The organism is Rhodospirillaceae bacterium (assembly GCA_040219235.1).
Classification (GTDB): Bacteria; Pseudomonadota; Alphaproteobacteria; order Rhodospirillales; family Rhodospirillaceae; genus WLXB01.
Map to the genome: position 1 here is coordinate 438,898 of JAVJSV010000012.1, position 20,907 is coordinate 459,804.

The 20,907-nt window shown below is 54.8% G+C and carries 23 protein-coding genes; 10 read left to right on the forward strand and 13 right to left on the reverse strand.

The genetic code is table 11. The features are described from left to right. The first annotated feature begins 95 nt into the window (after positions 1-95). From RIC29_12260 to RIC29_12270, 3 genes are all read left to right on the forward strand, one after another. Positions 96-740 (forward strand): HD domain-containing protein, encoded by a 645-nt coding sequence (locus RIC29_12260; GenBank protein ID MEQ8735690.1) that lies wholly within the window; start codon positions 96-98, stop codon positions 738-740. 64 nt (positions 741-804) lie between these two features. Further along, on the forward strand, positions 805-1,251 hold the full coding sequence (locus tag RIC29_12265; GenBank protein ID MEQ8735691.1) for a DUF423 domain-containing protein: 447 nt from the start codon (positions 805-807) through the stop codon (positions 1,249-1,251). Then, the gene (locus RIC29_12270) at positions 1,248-1,661 is read left to right on the forward strand and encodes a DUF1761 domain-containing protein (protein ID MEQ8735692.1); all 414 of its coding nucleotides are present in this window, start codon (positions 1,248-1,250) and stop codon (positions 1,659-1,661) included. The genes RIC29_12265 and RIC29_12270 overlap by 4 nt, the downstream gene beginning before the upstream one ends. 33 nt (positions 1,662-1,694) lie before the next feature. Here the strand turns inward: RIC29_12270 and RIC29_12275 are convergent, their stop codons facing one another. The 13 genes from RIC29_12275 to RIC29_12335 form a co-directional block, all read right to left on the reverse strand. Beyond that, positions 1,695-2,486 (reverse strand): enoyl-CoA hydratase, encoded by a 792-nt coding sequence (locus tag RIC29_12275; protein ID MEQ8735693.1) that lies wholly within the window; start codon positions 2,484-2,486, stop codon positions 1,695-1,697. A gap of 2 nt (positions 2,487-2,488) precedes the next feature. Beyond that, entirely contained in the window at positions 2,489-3,478 is a 990-nt protein-coding gene (locus RIC29_12280) for a hypothetical protein (protein ID MEQ8735694.1), read from the reverse strand. 2 nt (positions 3,479-3,480) lie between these two features. Then, complete coding sequence (locus RIC29_12285) at positions 3,481-4,452, reverse strand: hypothetical protein (GenBank protein MEQ8735695.1); 972 nt, start codon at positions 4,450-4,452, stop codon at positions 3,481-3,483. 70 nt (positions 4,453-4,522) lie between these two features. After that, positions 4,523-4,993: a Rid family hydrolase gene (locus tag RIC29_12290; protein MEQ8735696.1), complete on the reverse strand. Its 471-nt coding sequence runs from the start codon at positions 4,991-4,993 to the stop codon at positions 4,523-4,525. Positions 4,994-5,032: 39 nt separating this feature from the next. Further along, a complete protein-coding gene (locus RIC29_12295) occupies positions 5,033-6,055 on the reverse strand; it encodes a hypothetical protein (GenBank protein MEQ8735697.1) in 1,023 nt (340 codons plus the stop codon). A 1-nt stretch (position 6,056) separates the two neighbouring features. Further along, positions 6,057-6,968 carry a hypothetical protein gene (locus RIC29_12300; GenBank protein MEQ8735698.1) on the reverse strand — a complete coding sequence of 304 codons (912 nt, stop codon included), beginning with the start codon at positions 6,966-6,968 and terminating at the stop codon, positions 6,057-6,059. A gap of 16 nt (positions 6,969-6,984) precedes the next feature. Then, positions 6,985-7,995, reverse strand: coding sequence for a VOC family protein (locus RIC29_12305; GenBank protein ID MEQ8735699.1), 1,011 nt, complete (start codon positions 7,993-7,995; stop codon positions 6,985-6,987). A 3-nt stretch (positions 7,996-7,998) separates the two neighbouring features. Beyond that, positions 7,999-8,922 carry a polysaccharide deacetylase family protein gene (locus RIC29_12310; protein MEQ8735700.1) on the reverse strand — a complete coding sequence of 308 codons (924 nt, stop codon included), beginning with the start codon at positions 8,920-8,922 and terminating at the stop codon, positions 7,999-8,001. A 3-nt stretch (positions 8,923-8,925) separates the two neighbouring features. Next, a complete protein-coding gene (locus RIC29_12315) occupies positions 8,926-9,855 on the reverse strand; it encodes a polysaccharide deacetylase family protein (protein MEQ8735701.1) in 930 nt (309 codons plus the stop codon). 46 nt (positions 9,856-9,901) lie between these two features. After that, positions 9,902-10,564 carry an isochorismatase family protein gene (locus RIC29_12320; GenBank protein MEQ8735702.1) on the reverse strand — a complete coding sequence of 221 codons (663 nt, stop codon included), beginning with the start codon at positions 10,562-10,564 and terminating at the stop codon, positions 9,902-9,904. A 194-nt stretch (positions 10,565-10,758) separates the two neighbouring features. Continuing rightward, positions 10,759-11,649 carry an oxaloacetate decarboxylase gene (locus RIC29_12325; protein MEQ8735703.1) on the reverse strand — a complete coding sequence of 297 codons (891 nt, stop codon included), beginning with the start codon at positions 11,647-11,649 and terminating at the stop codon, positions 10,759-10,761. Next, positions 11,646-12,179 carry a 3-isopropylmalate dehydratase gene (locus tag RIC29_12330; protein ID MEQ8735704.1) on the reverse strand — a complete coding sequence of 178 codons (534 nt, stop codon included), beginning with the start codon at positions 12,177-12,179 and terminating at the stop codon, positions 11,646-11,648. The genes RIC29_12325 and RIC29_12330 overlap by 4 nt, the downstream gene beginning before the upstream one ends. Further along, complete coding sequence (locus RIC29_12335; GenBank protein MEQ8735705.1) at positions 12,176-13,459, reverse strand: aconitase/3-isopropylmalate dehydratase large subunit family protein; 1,284 nt, start codon at positions 13,457-13,459, stop codon at positions 12,176-12,178. Before RIC29_12335 ends, RIC29_12330 begins: the two co-directional genes overlap by 4 nt. A gap of 286 nt (positions 13,460-13,745) precedes the next feature. Here RIC29_12335 and RIC29_12340 point away from each other — a divergent pair, with 286 nt between their 5' ends. The 7 genes from RIC29_12340 to RIC29_12370 all read left to right on the forward strand — a co-directional run bounded on the left by RIC29_12340 (position 13,746) and on the right by RIC29_12370 (position 20,897). Next, positions 13,746-14,987, forward strand: a complete 1,242-nt coding sequence (locus tag RIC29_12340) for a class I SAM-dependent methyltransferase (GenBank protein ID MEQ8735706.1) — start codon at positions 13,746-13,748, stop codon at positions 14,985-14,987. 109 nt (positions 14,988-15,096) lie between these two features. Then, positions 15,097-16,317 carry an acyl-CoA dehydrogenase gene (locus RIC29_12345; protein ID MEQ8735707.1) on the forward strand — a complete coding sequence of 407 codons (1,221 nt, stop codon included), beginning with the start codon at positions 15,097-15,099 and terminating at the stop codon, positions 16,315-16,317. Between the two features lie 10 nt (positions 16,318-16,327). Further along, a complete protein-coding gene (locus RIC29_12350) occupies positions 16,328-16,684 on the forward strand; it encodes a YciI family protein (GenBank protein MEQ8735708.1) in 357 nt (118 codons plus the stop codon). A 55-nt stretch (positions 16,685-16,739) separates the two neighbouring features. Continuing rightward, complete coding sequence (locus RIC29_12355; GenBank protein ID MEQ8735709.1) at positions 16,740-18,338, forward strand: FAD-binding oxidoreductase; 1,599 nt, start codon at positions 16,740-16,742, stop codon at positions 18,336-18,338. A 196-nt stretch (positions 18,339-18,534) separates the two neighbouring features. Further along, positions 18,535-18,801, forward strand: a complete 267-nt coding sequence (locus RIC29_12360) for a VOC family protein (GenBank protein ID MEQ8735710.1) — start codon at positions 18,535-18,537, stop codon at positions 18,799-18,801. A 102-nt stretch (positions 18,802-18,903) separates the two neighbouring features. Next, positions 18,904-19,932: a VOC family protein gene (locus RIC29_12365; GenBank protein ID MEQ8735711.1), complete on the forward strand. Its 1,029-nt coding sequence runs from the start codon at positions 18,904-18,906 to the stop codon at positions 19,930-19,932. Positions 19,933-19,937: 5 nt separating this feature from the next. Beyond that, complete coding sequence (locus tag RIC29_12370; GenBank protein MEQ8735712.1) at positions 19,938-20,897, forward strand: VOC family protein; 960 nt, start codon at positions 19,938-19,940, stop codon at positions 20,895-20,897. Positions 20,898-20,907 lie beyond the last annotated feature (10 nt).

The following is a 20,907-nucleotide window of genomic DNA, read 5'->3' on the forward strand; positions in this document are numbered from 1 at the left end:
ATAGCCGATTATTAAAGTATCGCTCGTTACTCTATCTCATAGCCGTTCTCATGCGGATTGTCTGTTCAGTTGTTAGGTTTTTTGACGTGAAGACAATGCGACGAAAGCAAGATCATGACGTCGCTGCGAGGTTGGCAAGCCATACCCCACGGACGTGGCAGCGTATGTTGTCAGGCCGTCGACTCAATATTCTTGACCCCTCACCAATAGATATCGAAATCGAAGATATTGCTTTGGGTTTGGCGCGCAATACGCGGTGGAATGGTCAAACAAAAGGCACTCACGGTTGGAGTGTGGCGCAACACTCGGATTTGGTGGTCGATATCGTTCGCCAACTTGACCCCAAAGCCAGGCCGGATGTTCTCATGGCCGCAAAGCTTCACGATGCCTCTGAATACGTCACCCACGATTTAATCACCCCTCTCAAGGCTGTGGTTGGTGACGTGTTCAAGGAAGTCGAGGCGCGACTTCTCCAGGCTATCCGTCTGCGATTCGGATTGCCGGCAGAACTGTCCGAAAGCCACAAGCAATTGATTAAGAAGGCGGATCTCATTGCCGGAGCCACAGAAGCCATCCAGTTGGCTGGGTTTACAGAGCGGGAAGTAAAGACAGTCTTGGGGTTTAGGGAGAAACCTTTGAAAGGTGTTATACTCACCCCTGTACCAGTGGCTGAGGCAGAGGCGGATTTCTTAACGGGGTTCCGTGCTCTTGAAGCAGCGATGATACTGCAAAAGAGATGACGGCGATTGGTCAGTCTTATGAATTGTGGCGCCGCCGCCAACTACATTTTTAGGAGGAATTGTCATGTTTCTGAGTCGCACTGCGATTTATCTGATTATATTTGCCGCCTTAAACGGCCTTATAGCCGTGATCACGGGTTCATTAGCGGCTCATGGCATTGATGCGATCGCTCCGGCGGGTGAAAAGGCTGTGAGTTGGTTTTATGATGCCAGCGATTTTCAAATGAAAATGGCGTTTGGGATTGTTTTTGTCGCGCTCCTTCATGACCGCGTAGCCGAGGGACGCCCGCGAAAACTGATGCTTGCGACAAGCGTTCTCTTTGGTATTGGAATCTTCTGTTTTTCAGGCGCGTTATATTCTTTGTCGTTTGAAGGACCGGGAATTTTTGCCCCCGTCGGTGGGTTGTCGGCCATGCTCGGGTTTATCTGTTTGGCGATCGGGGCGATCTCCTCTGGTGCCAAGTCTCTGAAGCGGTCGGTGTCTGATGCGAACCCGGAAGCCGCAGAATGATTGCTGCTATATTCGAGGGTGTGACCTGGCTCGGTGTGTTTTTGGGCATGGTCGGGGCCATGGCCTGGGGGTCGCTATACTACTCCCCGCTATTGTTCATGAAGGCGTGGATTGCCGCTATGGGGAAAACGCCCGATCAGCTAGGTAATCCCGTCAAAGCGCTGATGAACGCCGCGCTGATGAATTTGATCGTCGCCTTAGGCATCAACATTGTCATGGTCATGCATGGCGTCACATCACTTGGGGGTGCGATTAGCACCGGGGTCTTTTTATGGGCCGTTTTTTGTCTTACGACAGAACTCCTTCATGACCGCTATAACGGCATGTCTGTGAAGCTCTCTGTGATTAACGCGGGGAACACGCTAGGGGCATACATTGTCATAGGTATCGTTATTCAGCTGCTGCGCTAAGCCCCTCATACAACGCTATTTGGAAGCGTTTGTTTAATGTTCTCCACTCCACTTTGGTGCGCGCTTTTCAACAAAGGCCGATAGCCCTTCGCTGCAATCTTCTTCCAGCATATTCTGCGCCATAACAGCAGAAGCATAAACATAGCTTTCGGCCATGGGCTTTTCGATCTGCGCGTAGAAGGCTTTCTTTCCGAGTGCCAGAATATGGGCTGATTTCGTTGTGAGTAATTTCGCAAGAGCTTGCACGGTCGCATCAAGGTCTTGATCCGGTACGGCGGAGTTAATGAGCCCCATCTTTTCAGCTTCTGCAGCCGTGACAGGTTGTCCGGTCAATAACATCTCCATAGCCTTCTTGCGCGTGATGGCGCGGCCAACCGCAACAGAAGGTGTGGTGCAGAACAGCCCGATGTTAACGCCTGGTGTTGCGAACTTTGCCGCATTTCCAGCAATGGCCAAGTCTGCCGTTGCAACCAATTGACATCCGGCTGCTGTGGCCAGTCCCTTCACTTTTGCGATGACCGGCTGTGGCAGCCTGACCATCTGCATCATCACTTCTGAACAGCGGGAAAATAAGCGCTGAATTTTGTCGTGATCTGTTGTCGCTTCTAGTTCCTTTAGGTCGTGCCCAGAGCAAAAAACCGGTCCCGCACCTTCTAGAATAACGACGCGAACGCTGGTGTCGGAGGCGATTTCATTCAATCGGTCGGACAAAGCCTCAATCATTGCACCCGAAAGGGCATTCCGCGCCTTGGGTCTGTTTAGGGTGAGGGTGCAGGTGCCGCTATGATCTTCGCGCAGCACATAAGGTTCAATTTCATCAGTCATTTTTAAGCCCGCTTTTCTTCGATGAGCTCTGTCAATTCGCCGGTTGGACCAATAAAGGTCGCCGACCTTTTCCCCCCGTATTCCGTAATGGGTGCGGTGATGTAATTGATCCCCGTTGCCTCCAGATTTTCGCAATTAAAGGTGGTCATCGCACAGCCTGGTGGGAGTTGTCCTTCTGCACTTGGTCTCGGCCCTGTATCGGTCGGGTATTCGTCCAGTTCGATGTTGTTGCCTTTTTCAGCGAGGCGCAGCAGTCCCAGATTATAAACGTCGTCATCAGGCCGTCCTTGCATCATGGAGATCAGGCCGCCTGTTGAGGTGAAACGGAAGCCGTTATCTTTCAGCCTGAAGGCATTCGTGTAAAAGCGATCCATTTCATCCAAATCCGGGCCCGCGAGGACCATAATAAACGGACGGTCGACCGGCCCTCGTGGCAGCGGCAAGGTCGACTTCGAGCGATCTCCGGTTTCGCAGGTCAGATAAATCACTTCTTCCGCGGGGCCTTTGTATTGCACGGCGCGGATCGACGATGTGCCCCCCATCAAATTGGCTGGCCCGGCGAGGTGCGTAAACGCCGATGTCTTAAGCTCTTCGTGCAAGGCATCAACATCATCGCAAATAATTTCGATGGCGTTCCATCCCCAGGTGGTCATCGCTTTGTAGCCTGGCACCGGGTCCACTTCGACGGCGCGGATGTACACATCATCTTTGGCAGAGGACTGCATCAAGATAAACGGTCTTCCGGCGCTGTTTGGCGCACCCCAAGAGTCTGCCATCTCAACGCTGACATTGGATCGCTCGACCACCACATATCCAAGCCACGTCGTGTACCAACGCTCGACGGCGTCGATGCTGGGGGCACCGATGGTCGCCATTTTAATTCGGCTAAGCAAAATTTGAGTCTCCTGAGCAAAAGGCGTGCGCGGCAGGGCTGCCGTTGCAATGGCAGCCCCCGAGAGTGTGAGGAAGGATTTACGGCTGAAGTTCGTCATGTCTAACGATCCGCTTCGATCAATTCCACCAATTCTCCTGCAGGACCTTTAAACACGGCGGAGCGGCCTTGATATTCTGAGATCGGCTCGGCAACAAAGTCCGCGTTCACGGCATCCAGATTGTCGACGTTGAAAGAAACCATCGCACAGGCTTGCGGCAGCATACCGTCAGCAGCCTGACGCGGGGCACTACCGTCTGTGTACTCATCAAAGTGTATCGCATTGCCGCGCTCGCGCAGGGTGATGAAGCCTAAGCGGAACATGGCTCCGTCGGCCAGCCCTTGGGCATCGGCCACCAGTTTGTTCGGGGTGGGCATAACAAAGCCTTGGCCCAGACCAAACGCGGACCGGTAAATCGGCATCGTCTCATCCAAATTTTCACTCGCGAGAATGACAATGTTCGTCCGACCGACATCTTCGCCGGGTAGTGGCAAATTGGAGGCGTCGCGATCCCCGGTTTCACAATTGAAATATAACACTTCGCCAGCGGGGCCGATGTATTGAGAGGCCCGAATTGAAGATCCGCCACCCAGGTTCTCGGGGCCGCCGATATGTTCGAACGGTGCGCCATCTATCAGCCGCGTATGCAAATCATCAACATCATTCACAATGATCTCAAAGGCATTCCAGCCCAAAGTTGTCATTGGTGTATAGCCAGGGCTCGGCTCTGTTTCGACGGCCCGGATCATCACGTCCTCGCCCGTCATGGGGCGCATGAGCACAAAAGGCCGCCCCGTCATTTTGGGTGTGCCCCACGACATCGCCATGGTCTCGCTGACTGTCGAGCGTTCGACCACGGTATGGCCCAGCCACTTGGTATAGGCGTCTTCGACGGCACTAAGGTCCGGAGCGCCAAGCGTGGCGTACTTAATCCGGCTCATGATAAGTGACGATGTTTGGGCCTGTGCCAGACGTGGCCCCACAAGAGCTGTTGCGCCAGCCAGAGTGAGGAAGTGTTTGCGGGTGAGGGTCATGCGTATGTCCTTTTGTAACGTATGTCTTAGGTTCGTTGCGACTTTATCAGCTTAAATCAATCCTCTAAAATCAATCTGCGGCGACGATTGCCCGCACATTGATTTCTATTTGTAACTCGGGAATGGCCAGCGCGCTCACCCCAATCACCATAGACACGGGCTTGTGACCTTTGGGGAAGAAATCGCGCACATCCTGGTAGGCGGGTTCTGGGTCTGTGTTTGCTAAATCGACAATAAAGATTTGAATCTCAACCACGTCTTCGTGGCTCGCCCCAGCCGCTTTTAAGGCGAGGTCGATGTTGTCCCACGTGAGCCTGGATTGTTCCCCTAAAGTTTCCGGAATGGAGCCGTCGGGACGCAAGCCAGCTTTGCCACCGAGCAGCACAAGTTTGCCATTTCCTTCAACCGTCACCAGTTGGGAATATCCATCTGGCTGGCTTAACCCTTCAGGGTTCCAGCGTTTGATTGTAACGTCTGCCTTTGTACTGGTCATGCTCATCGCTCCGATAACAATGCTTGCAATGAAGAGTCTCAAGCTCATCTTATTTCTCCTGTCGTGGCTGAATTTCTCGCGCCAGAGTCAGGCGACCTCTTCAATAATTTCGACCCATTCGCCTGCGGGTCCCACAAAGGTTGCGGCGCGGCCCGCACCATACAAAACAGCTGGCGGCGCAATGTAAGAGACGTTGATGTCATCAAATGCGTTTGTCGCGAGACTGATCATAGATACACCGGGCGGCAGTTGTCCTTTGGCCCGTGGCCGAGGGCCTGATAACGCAACAGGATAAGCGTCAAATTCTAAAGAACTTCCAGGCCGCGTACCGCGCGCGCCGCCCATTTCAATGGCTGTGTCACGCGAATACCCCAGAGCGTCGGCGACCATACGCACTTTGAAATCTTGCACATCGCCCAGGCGCATGCCCAGGGCGCTTGCATAGAAGGTTCGACTGGCCTGAATGTTGGGTGTGCCGATCACAGCGTTAAACGCCCGGTCAACCAAGGACTTGGGTTTGATGAGACCAAACTCGTTTTCGCCGGTCACATCGCCAGCATAATAAAAGAGTTCTTCCCCCGGTCCCTTGACCTGCATGGCATGCACGCTGGCATAGGCTGCGCTTAAAGGACGCGGCTCGCCAATCACTTCGAATCCCGCAGAGAGAACCCGCTCGTTTACCGCATAGATGTCACTTGAAATCATTTCAATGGCATTAAGGCCCCAGGTCGCCATGCTGCGATAGCCAGGCACTGGATCAACTTGCACAAAGCGAACCCGATACGTCGGGTCGCCACTCTCACAGCGCATCATCACCCAGGGTCGGCCAACCATTGCTGGTGCGCCCCAAGCCTCTGCGACGCCCGCGCTTAGAGTGCCTTTGTTCACTTCATACAGGCCGATCCCGGCTTCGTACATGCGTTGCGCTTGATCAACATCTGGCACGCCAATGGTTGCGATGGCATGGCCGAGGATGGTGTTGGTTTTTTCTGATGTCATAGCGCTTGTCGGTGAAGATGTTATCGCAGCAGACGCTGCTGTCCCGACGCCTGCAACGATACTACGACGTGTAAGACCTGAGTTCTTAGTGTCGCCCGGCGCATCTGGCATGCTAGTCCTCAATCAACTCGAGTAACTCACCAGCAGGTCCGCGTGCCGTTCGGCATTTTTTGCCACCGTAAGCCATGGAGGGGTCGCTGACAGCATCTCCCACATAGTCCAGGTCAAGTGAGTCTATATCTGAAACTGTTACCGAGACCGTTGCACATCCCGGCGGCAACTGTCCGCCGTGCTGAGGGCGCGGCCCAAAGGTGTCCCCATAGCCATCATATTCAATGAAGTTGCCCGTATCGGCGAGGGCCATGAAGCCCATGTCAAACACATGATCGCGCGGCAAGCCTTGTGCATCGGCCACTACACCAATGGCCGTCTGCATGTCGGCTTCCCGTTTCATGCCAAAGGTCTTGCTGTAATAGCTTTGCGTTTGATCGACGCCATTTCCGGCCAAGATCACGATAAAGGGCCGCCCGACAAATGCGCCAGGTGGCGGGAGCAGGCTGTCAGCCGCGCGCACTCTGTCACAGGTCAGGTACAACACATCTCCGGCTGGGCCTTCGACCTGCATGGCATGAATGAAATCTAGGTCACCGCCCAAGCTGGCTGGCTCGCCGATTACTTTAAACGGGCTTTTCAGAATGCGTTCGTTAATCGCGTAGACGTCATCAACAATGATCTCAAAGGCATTCCAGCCCAGCGAGTTCATGGGTTTATAGTCGGGAACCTCATCAATCTCACAAACGCGGATGAAGACATCTTCGCCGCTTTCTGGCTGCATTAAGATATAAGGTCGCCCGGCCATTTTGGCCGCCCCCCAGGACGCCGCCAACAGTGCGCTGATCTCACCACGTTCGCACACCGTGTAGCCCAGCCACTGCGTGTACCAACTCTGAACCAGCCCGATATCCGGCGCGGCGACCGTGTTAATCTTGAGGCGTTTCAGCAGGGGAGCGTTGGCATCAGGCATATCTGGTCCTTTCAGGTTATGCGGGCTCTTCGATCAGTTCGAGCAATTCACCGGCCGGGCCAATAACGGTGGCGATTCGACCACTGCCGAAGGAGATCGGCGGTGTAATGGTTTTAACATTTAGATCATCGATACTTTCAACCATCACACTGGTGATGGCGACGCCCGGCGGCAGTTGGCCGTCATGGTGTGGGCGGGGACCTGTGTTGTCACCGTAGCCGTCCAGTTCCAGAATGTTGCCGTGTTCCGCCATTCTGAGAATGGTCAGCGGCCGTTCACTGCCCAAGGGCAGGCCCTGCGCTTCGTTGATCAGATCCACCGGCGAATTGTTGATGGTGCCGCGTGCCATGTTAAACGTGTCCGCGTACCAATCCTGCAAGTCGTTAATGTCGGGTCCAGCGACGACCATGATGAATATTCTACCAATAAATGCGCCCGGGCGCGGCAGCAGAGAGTTCGAGCGATCTCCGGTTTCAGTTGTGAAATACAGCACATCCTCTGCCGGTCCTTTGAATTGGGTGGCGCGGATAGAGGGATAATTATTGAGACCTTTTGGTTTACCCAGCAGAGTAAAGGGCGAGTCCAACAGTTTTTCGTAAAGCGCATCCGGATCGTCGCAAATAATCTCAATCGCGTTCCAGCCCCAGGTGGTCATGGCTTTGTACCCTGGCACAGGGTCAATTTCGACCGCGCGGATAAACACATCCGCACCGCTTTCCGGCTGCATCACAATGAACGGACGCCCGGCGGACTTTGGCGCACCCCAGGAGGCGGCCAGATTTTCGGCAACGTTCCCGCGCTCAACCACAGCGTATCCCAACCAGTCCCCGTAGAGGGTTTCAACCGCCTTCAGATCTGGTGCGCCAATGGTTGCAATTCTGATGCGCTTTAGTTTTGGTACCGGTTTGGTATCAGCTGACTCCTGCGCGTGCGCGGATGACGAAGACGCCATAGCCATCGTGGTTGCGGCGGCGCCGGCTGTGCCGAGAACCGTGCGACGGGAAACACCGGAGGATTTGTTTGTCATGATCTAGACCTGCTCTTTAAAGGCGTTGAGAATGTCCGACCCGTTGGCTGACCAAACCCCGTCCTGGCTTTTGATCCAGCCGAGGATTTTATCCAGGTACTTGATGCGATAATGCTGACCCATGATGTAAGGCGTCAGCACAATCGATAATACGCGTCCGCCGTATTGGTCGGTTTCGCTGTTGAGAACGGTAAACGCATCTTCGACCTGCTCGCAGAATTCTTCCTCATTATGTTTCTTGTCCATAATGATGGTGCGGTCCCAGATTTCGTCGCCGTGGGGCATGGCCCAAATGTTTCCGGCAGATTCATTCATCTGGTAGGGCATGTCGTCATTGCCCCAGTCGCAGTTGTATTCAATACCATTGGCAGCCAGGTGTTTGCCGGTGTTCCAGCTTTCTGATTTGCCCGGTGACCACCATCCTGTGACAGGTTGGCCAGAGGCTTTGCGCAGAACATCCAGGCTCTCTTTAATCAGCGCCTGTTCTTCCGCATCATCCATCCCGCCGTAATGCACTTTACCCATATCGACGCCATGGCCGATGATTTCATCGCCACGTTCGTTGATCTTTTTGATCAGATACGGATAACGCTCTGCGACTTTGGAATTCACGGCGGCTGAGGCTTTCAGACCATGCTTATCTAGCACTTTCCAGATGCGTTGAATGCCAACGCGGTTGCCATAGTCGCGCGTGGTGTAATGCCGCAAATCCGGATAGGGCGTCACCATACCGCCTGGCGCTTTGAATGGTTTGGCAGGCTGGTCTAGCGGAAAAAACTCTAAGGAATAACTGATCCACAACGCCATTTTTGCGCCGTTCGGCCATGTCACATTGGGGCGGCGATCCAGCATCGACCAGTCATACAGGTCATGGTCCATGCCGCGGTGGCGGTTGGGATATTCTAAATAGGATTTATCCAGGGTCATGGCTCAGCCCCCCTTATCTGACTTTTGGCGTGCGGCAATATCGGCAGCGCACACATCGTAATAGTTTTCGTAATAATACTCGGCAATTTCGCGCCCGGTCGCGACCCACACATCTTCTTTGGCATGCCCGGTGATGTATTCCAGGGCCTCTTCAAACCCGCGAATACGGTGCGGGTGTCCAACCGCATAGGCATGCAGCGGAATACACATCACGGTGCCGCACTCCGCCCCTTCGACAAGCAGTTGATCAAACTGATCTTTGATCATTTGGCCATACCGCCGGGGCGTGCCCAGGTAGGCGTTGTAGACAATGATGTCATTGATTTCCAACGAGTAGGGCATGGAAATCAAGCGCCCGCTTTTGACGTTGATGGGTTGCGGCATGTCGTCTTGGAATAAATCGCAGCTGTATAGAAACCCGTATTCTGCCAGCAGGTCGATGGTCCGCTCGGTATGCGTCAGGGCTGGAGCCAGATAACCAGCAAGTTTCTGGCCGGTTGCTTTCATCACAGACTCAAGGCTGTCTTCCAGAATGGCGCGCTCTTGAGATTCGTCCATCTCGTAGGAGTAGCGGGTGTTGTAAATGCCGTGAGAGAAAAACTCCCAGTCCCGTTCTTTGGCTTCTTCAATCAATTCAGGGTGGTGATCAATCAAGCCGATGTTCAGTGAAACAGAGCCGCGCACATTGTACTTATCCATCACATCCATGACCCGGCGATGCCCGGCGCGGTTGCCGTAATCACGGCTCGCGGCCATCAGCACGTCGGGGCTGGGGCGTGGCCAGGCTTTGCGTAGAGGGTTCTCAGGGGGATCAAGCTCATAGAACTCAATATTAGGCGCCACCCAAAAGGCAACTTTCGCGCCGTTTGGCCAGGTGATTTTCGGGCGGTCTTCATAAGGCCAGTAATCGTATAGTCCGAGGTCGGGCTTCACATGCCTCTCCATAGTTTGGTGTGAATAACGTAAGTGCTTTAGCGGCTTAATTTTTACTGCGCAGCCAGTCTTTAACCGTTTCAACGGACTCAACATCGCAGTACTTGAGCAACAGGTCGGTCAAGTTGGCGAAATGATAACTTTCATGTTTATCCGCGACGCACTCTTCAATCACGGTGGTGCGATAGCCGCGGGACAAACTGTCTACGCCCATGGCGCGCACGCAGCCGGAAGTTGATCCGCCGGTAATGAGCAGGGTGTCAACTTGGTGATAGACCAGAAGAGACTGTAAGTTTGTCTCAAAAAATGGCGACGGCATTTTCTTGTCCATGATGATGTCGCTGTCTTTAATGTCCAGGCGATCATCAAGCTCTGAACGCTCAGAACCGTACTTGATGTTTTGCAGGCTGTCTGGCGTGTCGGTGCGCGTGCCCCAAACCCCAGCGTCCTCGCCAGACTCTACATAGGCCACATAGGTCCAGATCACCGGCCAATTGTTGGCGCGCATCAGTGCGGCCACTTCATTGACGTACTGCAGTTGATTGGGATCGGTCTCGTAGGCGGTCTTGAAGAGGTCCGTGCGGGTGTAGGCTTTCTGAATGTCGATGTTCACCAGAGCGGCTTTATTCCCGAACCCGAATTTTGCGCGGGCTGGATTGGCTTTGACTTCCTCAAAAATCTGACGAGCTGTCTTATCTGACATCTCCATGGCGATGCGTCCCTTTTACCGTTTATTTTTTTACGTCTATATCGTGCGTGACTTTGTTAACATCGCGAATGCGATGTGCTTTGAGCCGAGAATAGCGTTGAGTTCTCGGGAATCAAACAGTGCTGGTGATCGGAAATGTCCCTCGCGGCGCGTGTTGTTCGTATTGTGACGGTTGCTCAGCGCGACTGAGGCTCTTATTCGGCAGCTTTCTTGACATCTGCGTCGTACCGCTTGCCGCTTTCCAGCAATTCAGCGGTCCCCAGCAGCTCATTCAGGCCGTTAAAATCGAACATCCGATCGCGCACTTTGGCCGTTGAACCGTCTTGTTTCAGCGCTTTGAGGTAGTCTTGCCCGGCTTTGGCGACGATTCGCATCATGGCACCCGGGAAAATCACGAACTTAAAGCCCAGGGCCCCGAGGTCGTCTGCCGATGAGACTGGCGTTTTACCACCTTCCACCATGTTGGCGAGAAGGGGCACACGTCCGGCAAAACGCTCGCCGATGGTTTTCATCTCATCTAACGACCGTGGGGCCTCGATAAACAGCATGTCTGCGCCCGCTTCCAGGTAGGCTTCAGCGCGCTCTAAAGCGGCCTCGAAGCCTTCAACAGCAATGGCATCTGTACGCCCAACGATGACCGTGTTCTCGTCCAGACGGGCATCCAAAGCCGCTTTAATTTTTCCGGTCATCTCTTCGGTCGAGACCAGGGTTTTGCCGTCCAAATGCCCGCAACGTTTCGGCATGGTCTGGTCTTCCAGCTGAATCCCGGAGGCCCCCGCGCGCTCGAACATGCGCATGGTGCGCTGGGTATTCAGCGCGTTGCCGAAACCCGTGTCAGCGTCCACCACGAAAGGAATGTCGATCCGTTCCCTGATTTTTGAAATTGTGTCAGCGACTTCAGAACATGTCGTCAGGCCAATATCCGAACGGCCCAGGCGGGAGTACGCGATGCTGGCCCCGCCCACATAGGCGCAGTCAAAGCCGGCTTGCTCCACCAATAGGCCCGTCATTCCGTCATACATGCCCGGCGCGACAATCGTTTCTGGTCCAGCCAGGAGTTCTCTTAAACGCTGTGTGTGGGTCATTTTGGGAGGGCTCCAGTTTTCAATTCGCCAGCATCAATCTTCTTTTTGAGATAAGGCATCAACCCGCCGAGGCTGATCATCTCCATCAGATGTTCCGGAATCGGCGACACAGTGTAGCTTTTGCCCGTGGTTTTATTCTCGATGGTCCCGGCAATGGCATCAACAGTGATTTCGTCCTTTGGGTTAATCTCATCAGCCTCAGGGAAAATCAACGCCGGCACTCCGAAGTTCAGCATGTTGCGGTAAAAAATACGCGCATAGGATTTTGCCAGGATTGCGCCGACCTTCAAGTGTGCGAACGATAATGCGGCTTGCTCCCGCGCCGAGCCGACGCCAAAGGCCCGTCCGGCGACGACAATGTCACCCGGCTGCACATTTGCGGCAAACTCGGGGTTCACAGCCTCAAGGCAGTGGCTCGCCATCACCTCCATGGATTCCTTGAAGTAAATCCCCGGGGCCATGACGTCTGAGTTGATCTCATCGCCGAACACCCAGGCTTTGCCCCCAAGTTTTTTAGAGTCGGCACTCATTTGGACATCTCCCCAACCATGTCTCTTGGATCGACAATATGGCCGGCGACAGCTGCCGCCGCGACCGTGTAAGGCGAGCCCAAATACACAAACGCGTCTTTCGAACCCATGCGGCCTTGGAAATTGCGGTTGGTCGAGGAAATGCACACTTCCCCTTCGGCAATGATACCCGCTCCCAATCCGGCACAGGCCCCGCAGCCGGAGGGCAGCAGGATTCCCCCCGCTTCGGTAATGGTGGCCAGCGTTCCGTCAGCCGCAGCCTCGGTCATGATTTTCTTCGAGGACGGCGCCACCATCAGGCGGGTGCCTGATTTGACTTTGCGGCCTTTCAGCACGGCCGCCACCATATGCAGGTCAGTCAACTTGGCGCCGACGCAAGCCCCGATGTAAGCCTGATCTATGTGAATCTGATCTTTCTCAAAGTCTTCTGCCGGGCCGGAGTTAGAGGGCTTGTGGGGAGCGGCGACTTGGGGCGTGAGTGTGTTTGCATCAAAGGCGTGCGTGGCGCAGAACGTCGCGTCGTCATCACTGCGCCAGTCCAAGGCATCCGCCGCTGGTTCTGTGCCGCCCGCGCGAATGGTTTCTAACGTTACCTCATCCGGCGCGATCAGTCCTGTTTCAGCGCCCAGTTCAGCGGCCATATTGGTGAGAACCATACGTTCCATCATCGACATGTTGCGGATGGTCTCGCCGCCGTATTCGACAACTTTGAACGCGTTTTCCATGCCCAGTTCGCGGGCCAGATGCAACATGATGTCTTTGGCCGCGACCCCCGTGCCGAATCGCCCAGACCAATCCACTTTGATGGTTTCTGGTACCACCGACCAAATGTTTCCGGTAATCACCACGCCGGTCATTTCAATGGCCCCAAAACCAGCCATGTAGCAACCGAACGCCCCGCCCATGGTGGAGTGACTGTCGCCGCCGCAACAGAACATGCCCGGCTGCAAATGACCGTTCTCGGCCATCAGCACATGACATATGCCTTCCATGTCATAGAAGTGCTTGATGTCGAATTTTTTCACGAAGTCGCGGGTCAGTTTCAGAATGGCCGCGCTCTGAGGGTCGGCAGCGGGGACAAAATGATCCGCAACCACAACGACTTTTGCATTGTCGTAAACGCCGACGCCAAGTTGTTCCAGGCGTGGCCAAATCTTGCGCGGGCCGCCGGAATCCAAAATCATCGCCAGATCAACATCGCAGGTCACGATCTCGCCCGGCGTCACGCTCTCCCGGCCAGAGGCGCGGGCCATGATTTTCTCTATTAGTGTCTTACCCATGCCATCCCTGTGTTGTCTTGATATTTGGTCGAGTCTCTCAACCTGCTGCGCACTGTAATCCTTTCGGTCGTCTCGAACCAATATTAGAGGGCTTATCAATCCATAAGTAATGTTGAATCCGCTCGATCAGCGGTCCTTAATAGAGGCCACGGGCCGTTAAAACCCCAAACGACAACGTGATCGGATACCGAAACCACTTGAGATCATCGTGAGAGCCCCATATCTCATATTATAGACAAGATCATTAAGGTCTAACGGAAAGCCCTAACTCGAAAGCCAACCTGTCATGAGCAGTTCTGTTCCTCTCCCGCCGCCCTACAACCGCATTCATAGGCACGCTGTGTTGCCAGAGGTCACCCATGACGAGTCGTCGCGGCTTAATTTTATCTCCAATCTCAACACGCATATTGGAGCGGCGTTATTTCCGGGTGTGAGTGCCGCCTACGAAAACAGCGTGAAGCCGGCTTTTATCAAAGAGAATGGTCGCGAGCCTAAAAACGCCGTCGAAGTCCGGGATGCTATGAAAAAGAACGTGGCCTACCAAAACTGGTCGGCCATTCGCCGCAATACCATGGAAATGCGCCACCAGATTGGCCGCTCCGTTGTGTTCCGCCAAATCGACACCTTGATTGAAAACGCCAAAAAACTGAATGCAGGCAGCAACCGGTTGCGATTGGACCCCTCAGTTGCGGTCCCGCGTTATGTCACCGCGGCGGACAACCATTGCATGCCCGGCAGTTACTACGCCGAAGCCTTCCCCGATGATGTTTCAGGACCGGCCAACTACGAGGCTGGTCATTACACCACGGTCGCTGGCGGCACCGGGCCAAAAAGCGACCTCGTCGGGCGCACAATGGTTGAATGGCTTAAACAAACTCATCCTGATCTTAAACCTCAACGTATCGTCGATTTTGGCGCAGGCGCGGGCATCAACACGCTGCCCTTAGCCGAAGCCTATCCTGACGCCGAAGTGTGGGCGGTGGATGTGGCGGCGCCAATGCTGCGGTATGGTCATGCCCGCGCGAAAACTATGGGTGTCGAGAACGTGATTTTCCAGCAGGCTGATGCGGAAACGGTCGAAATCGAGCCGGGCAGTGTTGATCTCTTAATCTCCGCTATGTTTTTCCATGAGACCTCAACCAAGGCGATGCATGCTCTGTTGAAAAAGGCGCATACCCTTCTCAAGCCCGGCGGCCTGATGCTGCATATGGAACAGCCGAATTTCGATCCCGACACCTCCGCCTATGAGCAATTCGTGCGCGATTGGGATGCCTGGTACAACGCCGAGCCGTTCTGGGCCAAGCTTCACACCATGGATGTGATTGAGGAGATGGTGAAAGCCGGTTTCGATGCCGAAGACACGTTCGAAACCGCACAACCAATAAATCGTCATAACGAAAGTTACCCCTCCTGGGCCGGGGCGTTCAGCCGTCATGCCCATGAAGTCAAAATGCGTGAAGGCTCGGAAAAACCGAATCCTAAAAAGTCAGGCGGTATGTATATGTTTGGTGCCTTTAAGCAAAAATAGACACCTACTCGTCCTTGTGGTGAGGCGGCCAACCCCGGTAAAGTCCCGTCCATAAACATCGTGCGCATCCTAATTTGGGCGCTGACAGCATTTATTAGGGATAAGACTTATGGCCGAAGCACCAGCGGAGACGCCCTCCGTTTCCTACGCCACGAAGTGGGGCAAGTTTGTCTGGGAAGATCCCTTCCTTCTGGAAGACCAGTTCACAGAGGAAGAGCGTATGGTGCGCGACACGGCGCGCGCATACGCCCAAAACAAGTTGATGCCACGTGTCATTCAGGCCAACCGCAACGAAACCTATGATCCGGCGCTGTACCCGGAAATGGGCGCGCTCGGCTTGCTGGGGTCATTGGCACCCACGCAATACGGCGGCTCCAAACTCGGCCATGTCGCCTATGGCTTGATCGGTCGGGAAATCGAAAAAGTTGATTCCGGTTATCGTTCAATGATCAGCGTTCAATCGTCCTTGGTGATTTATCCCATTGCAGCCTATGGCACGGAAGAGCAACGGCAGAAGTATTTGCCAGGTCTCATCAAAGGGGAACTGGTTGGGTCCTTCGGTTTGACCGAACCCGACTCCGGCTCCGATCCTGGCAGTATGTCCACCAAGGCGGTCAAAACTAAAAACGGATATGCGCTGAGCGGCACCAAAACCTGGATTTCCAATGCCCCGGTCGCAGACGTGTATGTCATTTGGGCAAAAACAGAAGACGGCGTCATCCGGGGGTTTATTCTTGAAAAAGGCATGAAGGGACTTGCCACGCCAAAGATCGAGGGCAAGTTGTCGCTGCGGGCCTCCGTCACTGGGCAGATTGTCATGGAAGGTGTCGAGGTCGGTGAAGACGCGCTGATGCCAAATGTTCAAGGACTCAAAGGTCCGTTCGGCTGTTTGAATAAGGCGCGCTTTGGCATCGCCTGGGGCACTATGGGCGCGGCGGAATTCTGTTGGCATGCGGCGCGTCAATACACGCTGGACCGTAAGCAATTCGGTCGGCCCTTGGCGCAAACCCAGCTGATCCAGAAAAAACTTGCCGATATGCAAACCGAGATTACGCTTGGTCTGACGGCGGCGCTGATGGTCGGTCGCAAGATTGATGCGGGCACCTGCGCGCCCGAAGACATTTCGATTATCAAACGCAACAACGCCGGTAAGGCGCTGGATATCGCCCGTGCCGCCCGAGATATGCACGGCGGTAACGGTGTGTCCGACGAATATCATGTCATGCGCCATATGGTGAATCTGGAATCCGTGAACACCTATGAAGGGGCGCATGATGTCCACGCTCTTATTTTGGGGCGTGCACAAACCGGCTTACAGGCATTCTTTTAGGGAGGCTCATATGAACTATGCGTTCATCTGCACCGACGATGGTGACCAGGGCGAGACCCGCACCAAATATTTGTTTGACCATCTAAGATATATTGAAAGCGTGCTCGACAAGGTGGTCGTCGCCGGTCCCTGTGCCCCCTCCGATAGTTCTGATGCGCGCCAGTTTCAGGCTTCGATTATGGTGTATGAAGCTGATACCGAAGAGCAAGCGCGGGCGTTATTCGACGGCGACCCTTACGTCAAAAACGGGGTTTGGAAAAAGGTCCGCGTGATGCCGTTTACGCCGGTTGCCGGTCAGATGATCGGCGGCAAAACCTGGAAACTCGAGGGCGATACAATGACTCGCGCTGAACCCCACGGCCTGTAAAATAGGTCTCACAAGTTTTAACCAATAGATGATTATACAGACAGGGAATACCGCAATGAACGCCGACCCCGCCGCCAAGAACGACCGCTTGATTGAAACCCTGACCGAGATTCTTGGGGCCGATCAGGTTATCACCGGTGAGGCTGAGCGTGCATATTACGCGACCGATGTTTACTCGGTTGGGGCCACGCCCGCTGTTGCCATTAAGCCCACCAGCAAGCAAAAAGTTTCGGAGGCTGTGGCGGCGGCGACCAAGCAAGGGTATGCGATTGTGCCGCGCGGGGGGGGCATGTCGTACACCGGCGGATATCGCCCCGTGCGCGAAGATACTGTCACCCTTGATCTCAGTGCCTTGAATAAGATCATCGAGGTCAACGAAGAAGATCTCTACATCACTGTCGAAGCCGGCGTGACCTGGCAACAGATTTATGAAGAGCTGAAACCGCGCGGACTGCGCTTGCCGTTCTTCGGCACTTTCTCAGGCTCTAAAGCCACGGTGGGTGGTGGTCTGTCCAACGGCGCGCTGTTCATGGGCACGGGCCGTTACGGCACAGCGGCAGAGATCGTCCAGTGCATGGAAGTGGTCTTGGCCGATGGCACGTTGCTGAAAACCGGTCAGCCTGGATTCAAGAATGTCGATAAACCGTTTTACCGTACTTACGGCCCGGATCTGACTGGCCTGTTTGTCCATGACGCCGGGTCGCTTGGTTTTAAAGTCCAGGCCACCTTCCGCATGATGCGCCCGCCCGCTGTCACCGATTTTGCCTCGTTCTGTTTCCCCGATATGGAATCGACCGCCAAAGCACTGTCAGAAGTTGGCCGCACTGGCGCGGCAGAAGAAGCCTATGTGTTTGATCCAGGCTCCACCAAAAAGAACATGGCCTCCTCAGACACCATCAATGACATCAAAACCCTCGGCGCTGTGGTCAAAGGTCAGTCCGGCTGGCTCAAGGGTCTGGTCGAAGGCGCTAAGTTGGTTGTGGCGGGCCGTGATTTCATGAAAGACGGCGCGTATTCCATGCATATGGTGGTGTCGGGCAATTGCCGCGCTGCAGTGGATGCGGACTTGGCGACCATTCGCGCCGCTGTGGCAAAATTTGGCGCGGAAGAAATTCCCAATTCTATTCCCAAGGCTGTCCGCGCAAAACCTTTTACCCCCATGAACGGAATTCTTGGTCCAGATGGCGACCGCTGGGCCGCCCTCAACGCCAAGGTTGGGCATTCCGGTGCGTTGCCGTTGATGAAGGAAACCGAAGACCTGCTGGCCTCCTATAAAGACAAAATGGATCAGCACGGTGTCTTTATGACCCGGCTGATGATTGCCATTGGGCAGAACTTTTTTTCCTACGAGCCCGTCTTCCACTGGTTTGACGAGTGGTATCCGGTGCATCGTCTGACGCCGGAGCCTAGTCACCTGAAAACGCTTAAAGAGCCCGCGCCCAATCCGGAAGCCTCTGCTCTGGTGGCCGAAGTGCGCGAAAAGATCGTCGCCATCTTTGCCAAGCACGGTGCGGCCTCAAATCAGATCGGCAAAACTTATCCGTATTTTGACTCTCTGTTGCCAGAAACAGCCAAGGTCATGGGCGGCATCAAAAACATGCTCGATCCCGAGGGCACCGTGAACCCCGGCGCGCTTGGGTTTCCTGAGCAATAAGTATTTGCGGAACACCAGAGCGGAGACAATAACCTATGGACCCGCGCGTCAGTCTCATCACCCTCGGTGTAACGGACATGAAGCGCAGCCGTGCGTTCTATGAAACGCTTGGGTTTGTCGCGTCACCCCAAAGCAATGATAACGTCACGTTCTTTCAGGCCGGGGGGCTGATCTTCGGGTTGTATGGTCTGCGGCTTTGGCGGAAGATGCGGCTGCTGAACACTCGACGCCAGAGTTTCGGGGTGTCTCGCTGGCCTACAATACCCACGATCGCGCCGAGGTCGATGCCGTGCTGGCGGAGGCCGTCGCCGCCGGGGCCACCCTTCAAAAGTCAGCCGAAGAAGTGTTTTGGGGCGGGTATTCCGGCTATTTCGCAGACCCGGACGGTCATTTGTGGGAAGTCGCGCACAATCCCCTCTGGACCCTGCAAGATGACGGCTCCATCATTCTTGATCCTTCTTGATGTTGGGCAATAAAGATTAAATTTTAACGCGCGCAGCTGTGGTCAAAACCGGCATCACGTCGCAAACTCCGCACTGATTTCTGATGCCTTAGCGGAGACACCATGGCCGACTCACAGCCGTCTAACTCACAGCCGCCTCACTCACAGCCGACTGACACTCATCTCAAGCGCACCACCATTCTGGTCAATGACTGCGAACGCTCCATCGCCTTCTACCGCGACGTCATCGGCATGACCGCGTACTACAATCAAACCATGAGCGTTGGCGGCAAAGTCATTCCCGCCGGCCCGCCGGGCGCGGAGGTTCATCTCGGTATTATGGAAGGTAACCGGCCCGATATCGCCAAGCTCGGCATTTTGGAATGGACCAACCCGCGTTTGCCCAAAAATCCCGGATTCGCCGATCGTACGCGCCTGGGCATCGGTGATGTGGTGTTTGTTTGCGAAACACCAGACATGGACCCGTTGATTGAGCGCCTTAAAAACTCATCCGATTGCCGCATCCATTGTCCGCCGCATGAGTGGTCTGTCCCCACCGCTGATGGTGCCGGGCAGATTGAAATGACCACGCTGTCGTTTTTTGATCCCGATGGATTTTTCTTTGAGGTCAATCACAAGCGTAATGCGCCCAACATCGACGCCTTTGGCATCAAGCGGACAACCTTGATCGTGAGGGACATTCAAAAGTCTGTTGAGTTCTACACCAACATCATGGGGATGACAGTGTGGTACGATCACGAGATGCCCGTAGGCGGTGAAGTGTTGCCTGCCGGCGAGCCGGGGGCCAACGTGCGCGTGGTTATTCTGCAGGGCAACGACCCCGAGGTTGGTATGCTCGGCCTCATGCAATACCTCGATCCCTCTATAGAAGACCCAGGCCCGTATCCACGCACCATCGGTATTGGCACGGCAATGTTTGTCGCCGGAGCTGAGGATGTTGCTGATATTCACAGCCGCATGGCCGCAGCCGGTGATGCCGGACAACAAAGCTATGGCCACACCATTCATTGCGCACCGGATCATGATGAAGTGCCGGGCGCGGATGGTAAAACCATCCAACTCACCACCATGTCGTTTTTCGACCCTGATGGTTATTTTTACGAACTGAACACGCGCAAAGAAGTGGGGTAACGATTATGGTCGATTCTCTCTCCGATATTATCCTCAAGCGCACAACCCTTATTGTGCGCGACGCCGCGCGCATGAAAGATTTTTACGAACAAGTGCTTGGCTGGAAGGTTTCTTATGAGTCCGAGATGACGCTGTCCGGCGGCATCCTGCCCTGCGGCAAACCCGGTGATCGTGTCATGCTCTATATGATGGAGGGCGCAGACCCCGACATCGGCAAAATCGGTCTGCTGGAATGGTTGGACCCTAAGCTGCCAGACCCTGGCTCACCCACCCACCGTCTGGGCATCGGCAGTATTGTGCTGGTCGCTGACGTGCCCGACATGGACGAGCTGGTGCAAAAGGTGGCGGCCTTTCCCGGCGCTAAAATGCACACGGCCCCGGAAGTCGGCAGTTTTCCCGACCCGCGCGGCGAAGGCACTATTGAATACACCAGCGCCGCCATGTTCGATCCCGAGGGCTTCTTTTACGAACTTTATTTTCGTTACAACCGGCCCAACCCGGAACAGTTTTTGATCCGCCGCACCACCTGTTTGGTGCGCGACATCGACCGTACGCTCGATTTTTTCACCACCACCCTCGGTCTCACCAAAATCCAGGATTCCACCATGCCCATCGGCGGTCAGCTGGCGGCTGGCAAACCCGGCGACACGGTTCGGTTCGCTGTGTGCAAGGCCGCGCACGACTACTACGGCATGGCGGCGGCGCTGCAGTTTCTTGATCCGCCGTTGCCCGATCCCGGCGAGGCCACGTGGAACACCGGCATTGGCTCGGCGGTGTTTGTCGCCCATGCCCGCGATGCGGCAGATTTATTTGGTAAGGTGGAGGCGTCTGGCGTAAAAGTCACCCGCGATCTGTTCAGCCGCGCGGTGCCCAAAACCGGCGGCCAGGGCGAAACCAAAATGCACTCCATGGGCTTTCACGATCCGGATGGTTTTGTCTGGGAAGTGAATCAGCGGGAGGCTTAGAGAGTCAAAA

Bases quoted from the DNA above. Each gene is read 5' to 3' on its own strand.
- RIC29_12340 (MEQ8735706.1), top strand. From the start codon at position 13,746: ATGAGCAGTTCTGTTCCTCTCCCGCCGCCCTACAACCGCATTCATAGG.
- RIC29_12260 (MEQ8735690.1), top strand. From the start codon at position 96: ATGCGACGAAAGCAAGATCATGACGTCGCTGCGAGGTTGGCAAGCCAT.
- RIC29_12305 (MEQ8735699.1), bottom strand. From the start codon at position 7,995: ATGACAAACAAATCCTCCGGTGTTTCCCGTCGCACGGTTCTCGGCACA.
- RIC29_12290 (MEQ8735696.1), bottom strand. From the start codon at position 4,993: ATGAGCTTGAGACTCTTCATTGCAAGCATTGTTATCGGAGCGATGAGC.
- RIC29_12295 (MEQ8735697.1), bottom strand. From the start codon at position 6,055: ATGCCAGATGCGCCGGGCGACACTAAGAACTCAGGTCTTACACGTCGT.
- RIC29_12270 (MEQ8735692.1), top strand. From the start codon at position 1,248: ATGATTGCTGCTATATTCGAGGGTGTGACCTGGCTCGGTGTGTTTTTG.
- RIC29_12325 (MEQ8735703.1), bottom strand. From the start codon at position 11,649: ATGACCCACACACAGCGTTTAAGAGAACTCCTGGCTGGACCAGAAACG.
- RIC29_12300 (MEQ8735698.1), bottom strand. From the start codon at position 6,968: ATGCCTGATGCCAACGCTCCCCTGCTGAAACGCCTCAAGATTAACACG.
- RIC29_12355 (MEQ8735709.1), top strand. From the start codon at position 16,740: ATGAACGCCGACCCCGCCGCCAAGAACGACCGCTTGATTGAAACCCTG.
- RIC29_12265 (MEQ8735691.1), top strand. From the start codon at position 805: ATGTTTCTGAGTCGCACTGCGATTTATCTGATTATATTTGCCGCCTTA.
- RIC29_12370 (MEQ8735712.1), top strand. From the start codon at position 19,938: ATGGTCGATTCTCTCTCCGATATTATCCTCAAGCGCACAACCCTTATT.
- RIC29_12330 (MEQ8735704.1), bottom strand. From the start codon at position 12,179: ATGAGTGCCGACTCTAAAAAACTTGGGGGCAAAGCCTGGGTGTTCGGC.
- RIC29_12350 (MEQ8735708.1), top strand. From the start codon at position 16,328: ATGAACTATGCGTTCATCTGCACCGACGATGGTGACCAGGGCGAGACC.
- RIC29_12365 (MEQ8735711.1), top strand. From the start codon at position 18,904: ATGGCCGACTCACAGCCGTCTAACTCACAGCCGCCTCACTCACAGCCG.
- RIC29_12345 (MEQ8735707.1), top strand. From the start codon at position 15,097: ATGGCCGAAGCACCAGCGGAGACGCCCTCCGTTTCCTACGCCACGAAG.
- RIC29_12320 (MEQ8735702.1), bottom strand. From the start codon at position 10,564: ATGGAGATGTCAGATAAGACAGCTCGTCAGATTTTTGAGGAAGTCAAA.
- RIC29_12285 (MEQ8735695.1), bottom strand. From the start codon at position 4,452: ATGACCCTCACCCGCAAACACTTCCTCACTCTGGCTGGCGCAACAGCT.
- RIC29_12275 (MEQ8735693.1), bottom strand. From the start codon at position 2,486: ATGACTGATGAAATTGAACCTTATGTGCTGCGCGAAGATCATAGCGGC.
- RIC29_12310 (MEQ8735700.1), bottom strand. From the start codon at position 8,922: ATGACCCTGGATAAATCCTATTTAGAATATCCCAACCGCCACCGCGGC.
- RIC29_12280 (MEQ8735694.1), bottom strand. From the start codon at position 3,478: ATGACGAACTTCAGCCGTAAATCCTTCCTCACACTCTCGGGGGCTGCC.
- RIC29_12335 (MEQ8735705.1), bottom strand. From the start codon at position 13,459: ATGGGTAAGACACTAATAGAGAAAATCATGGCCCGCGCCTCTGGCCGG.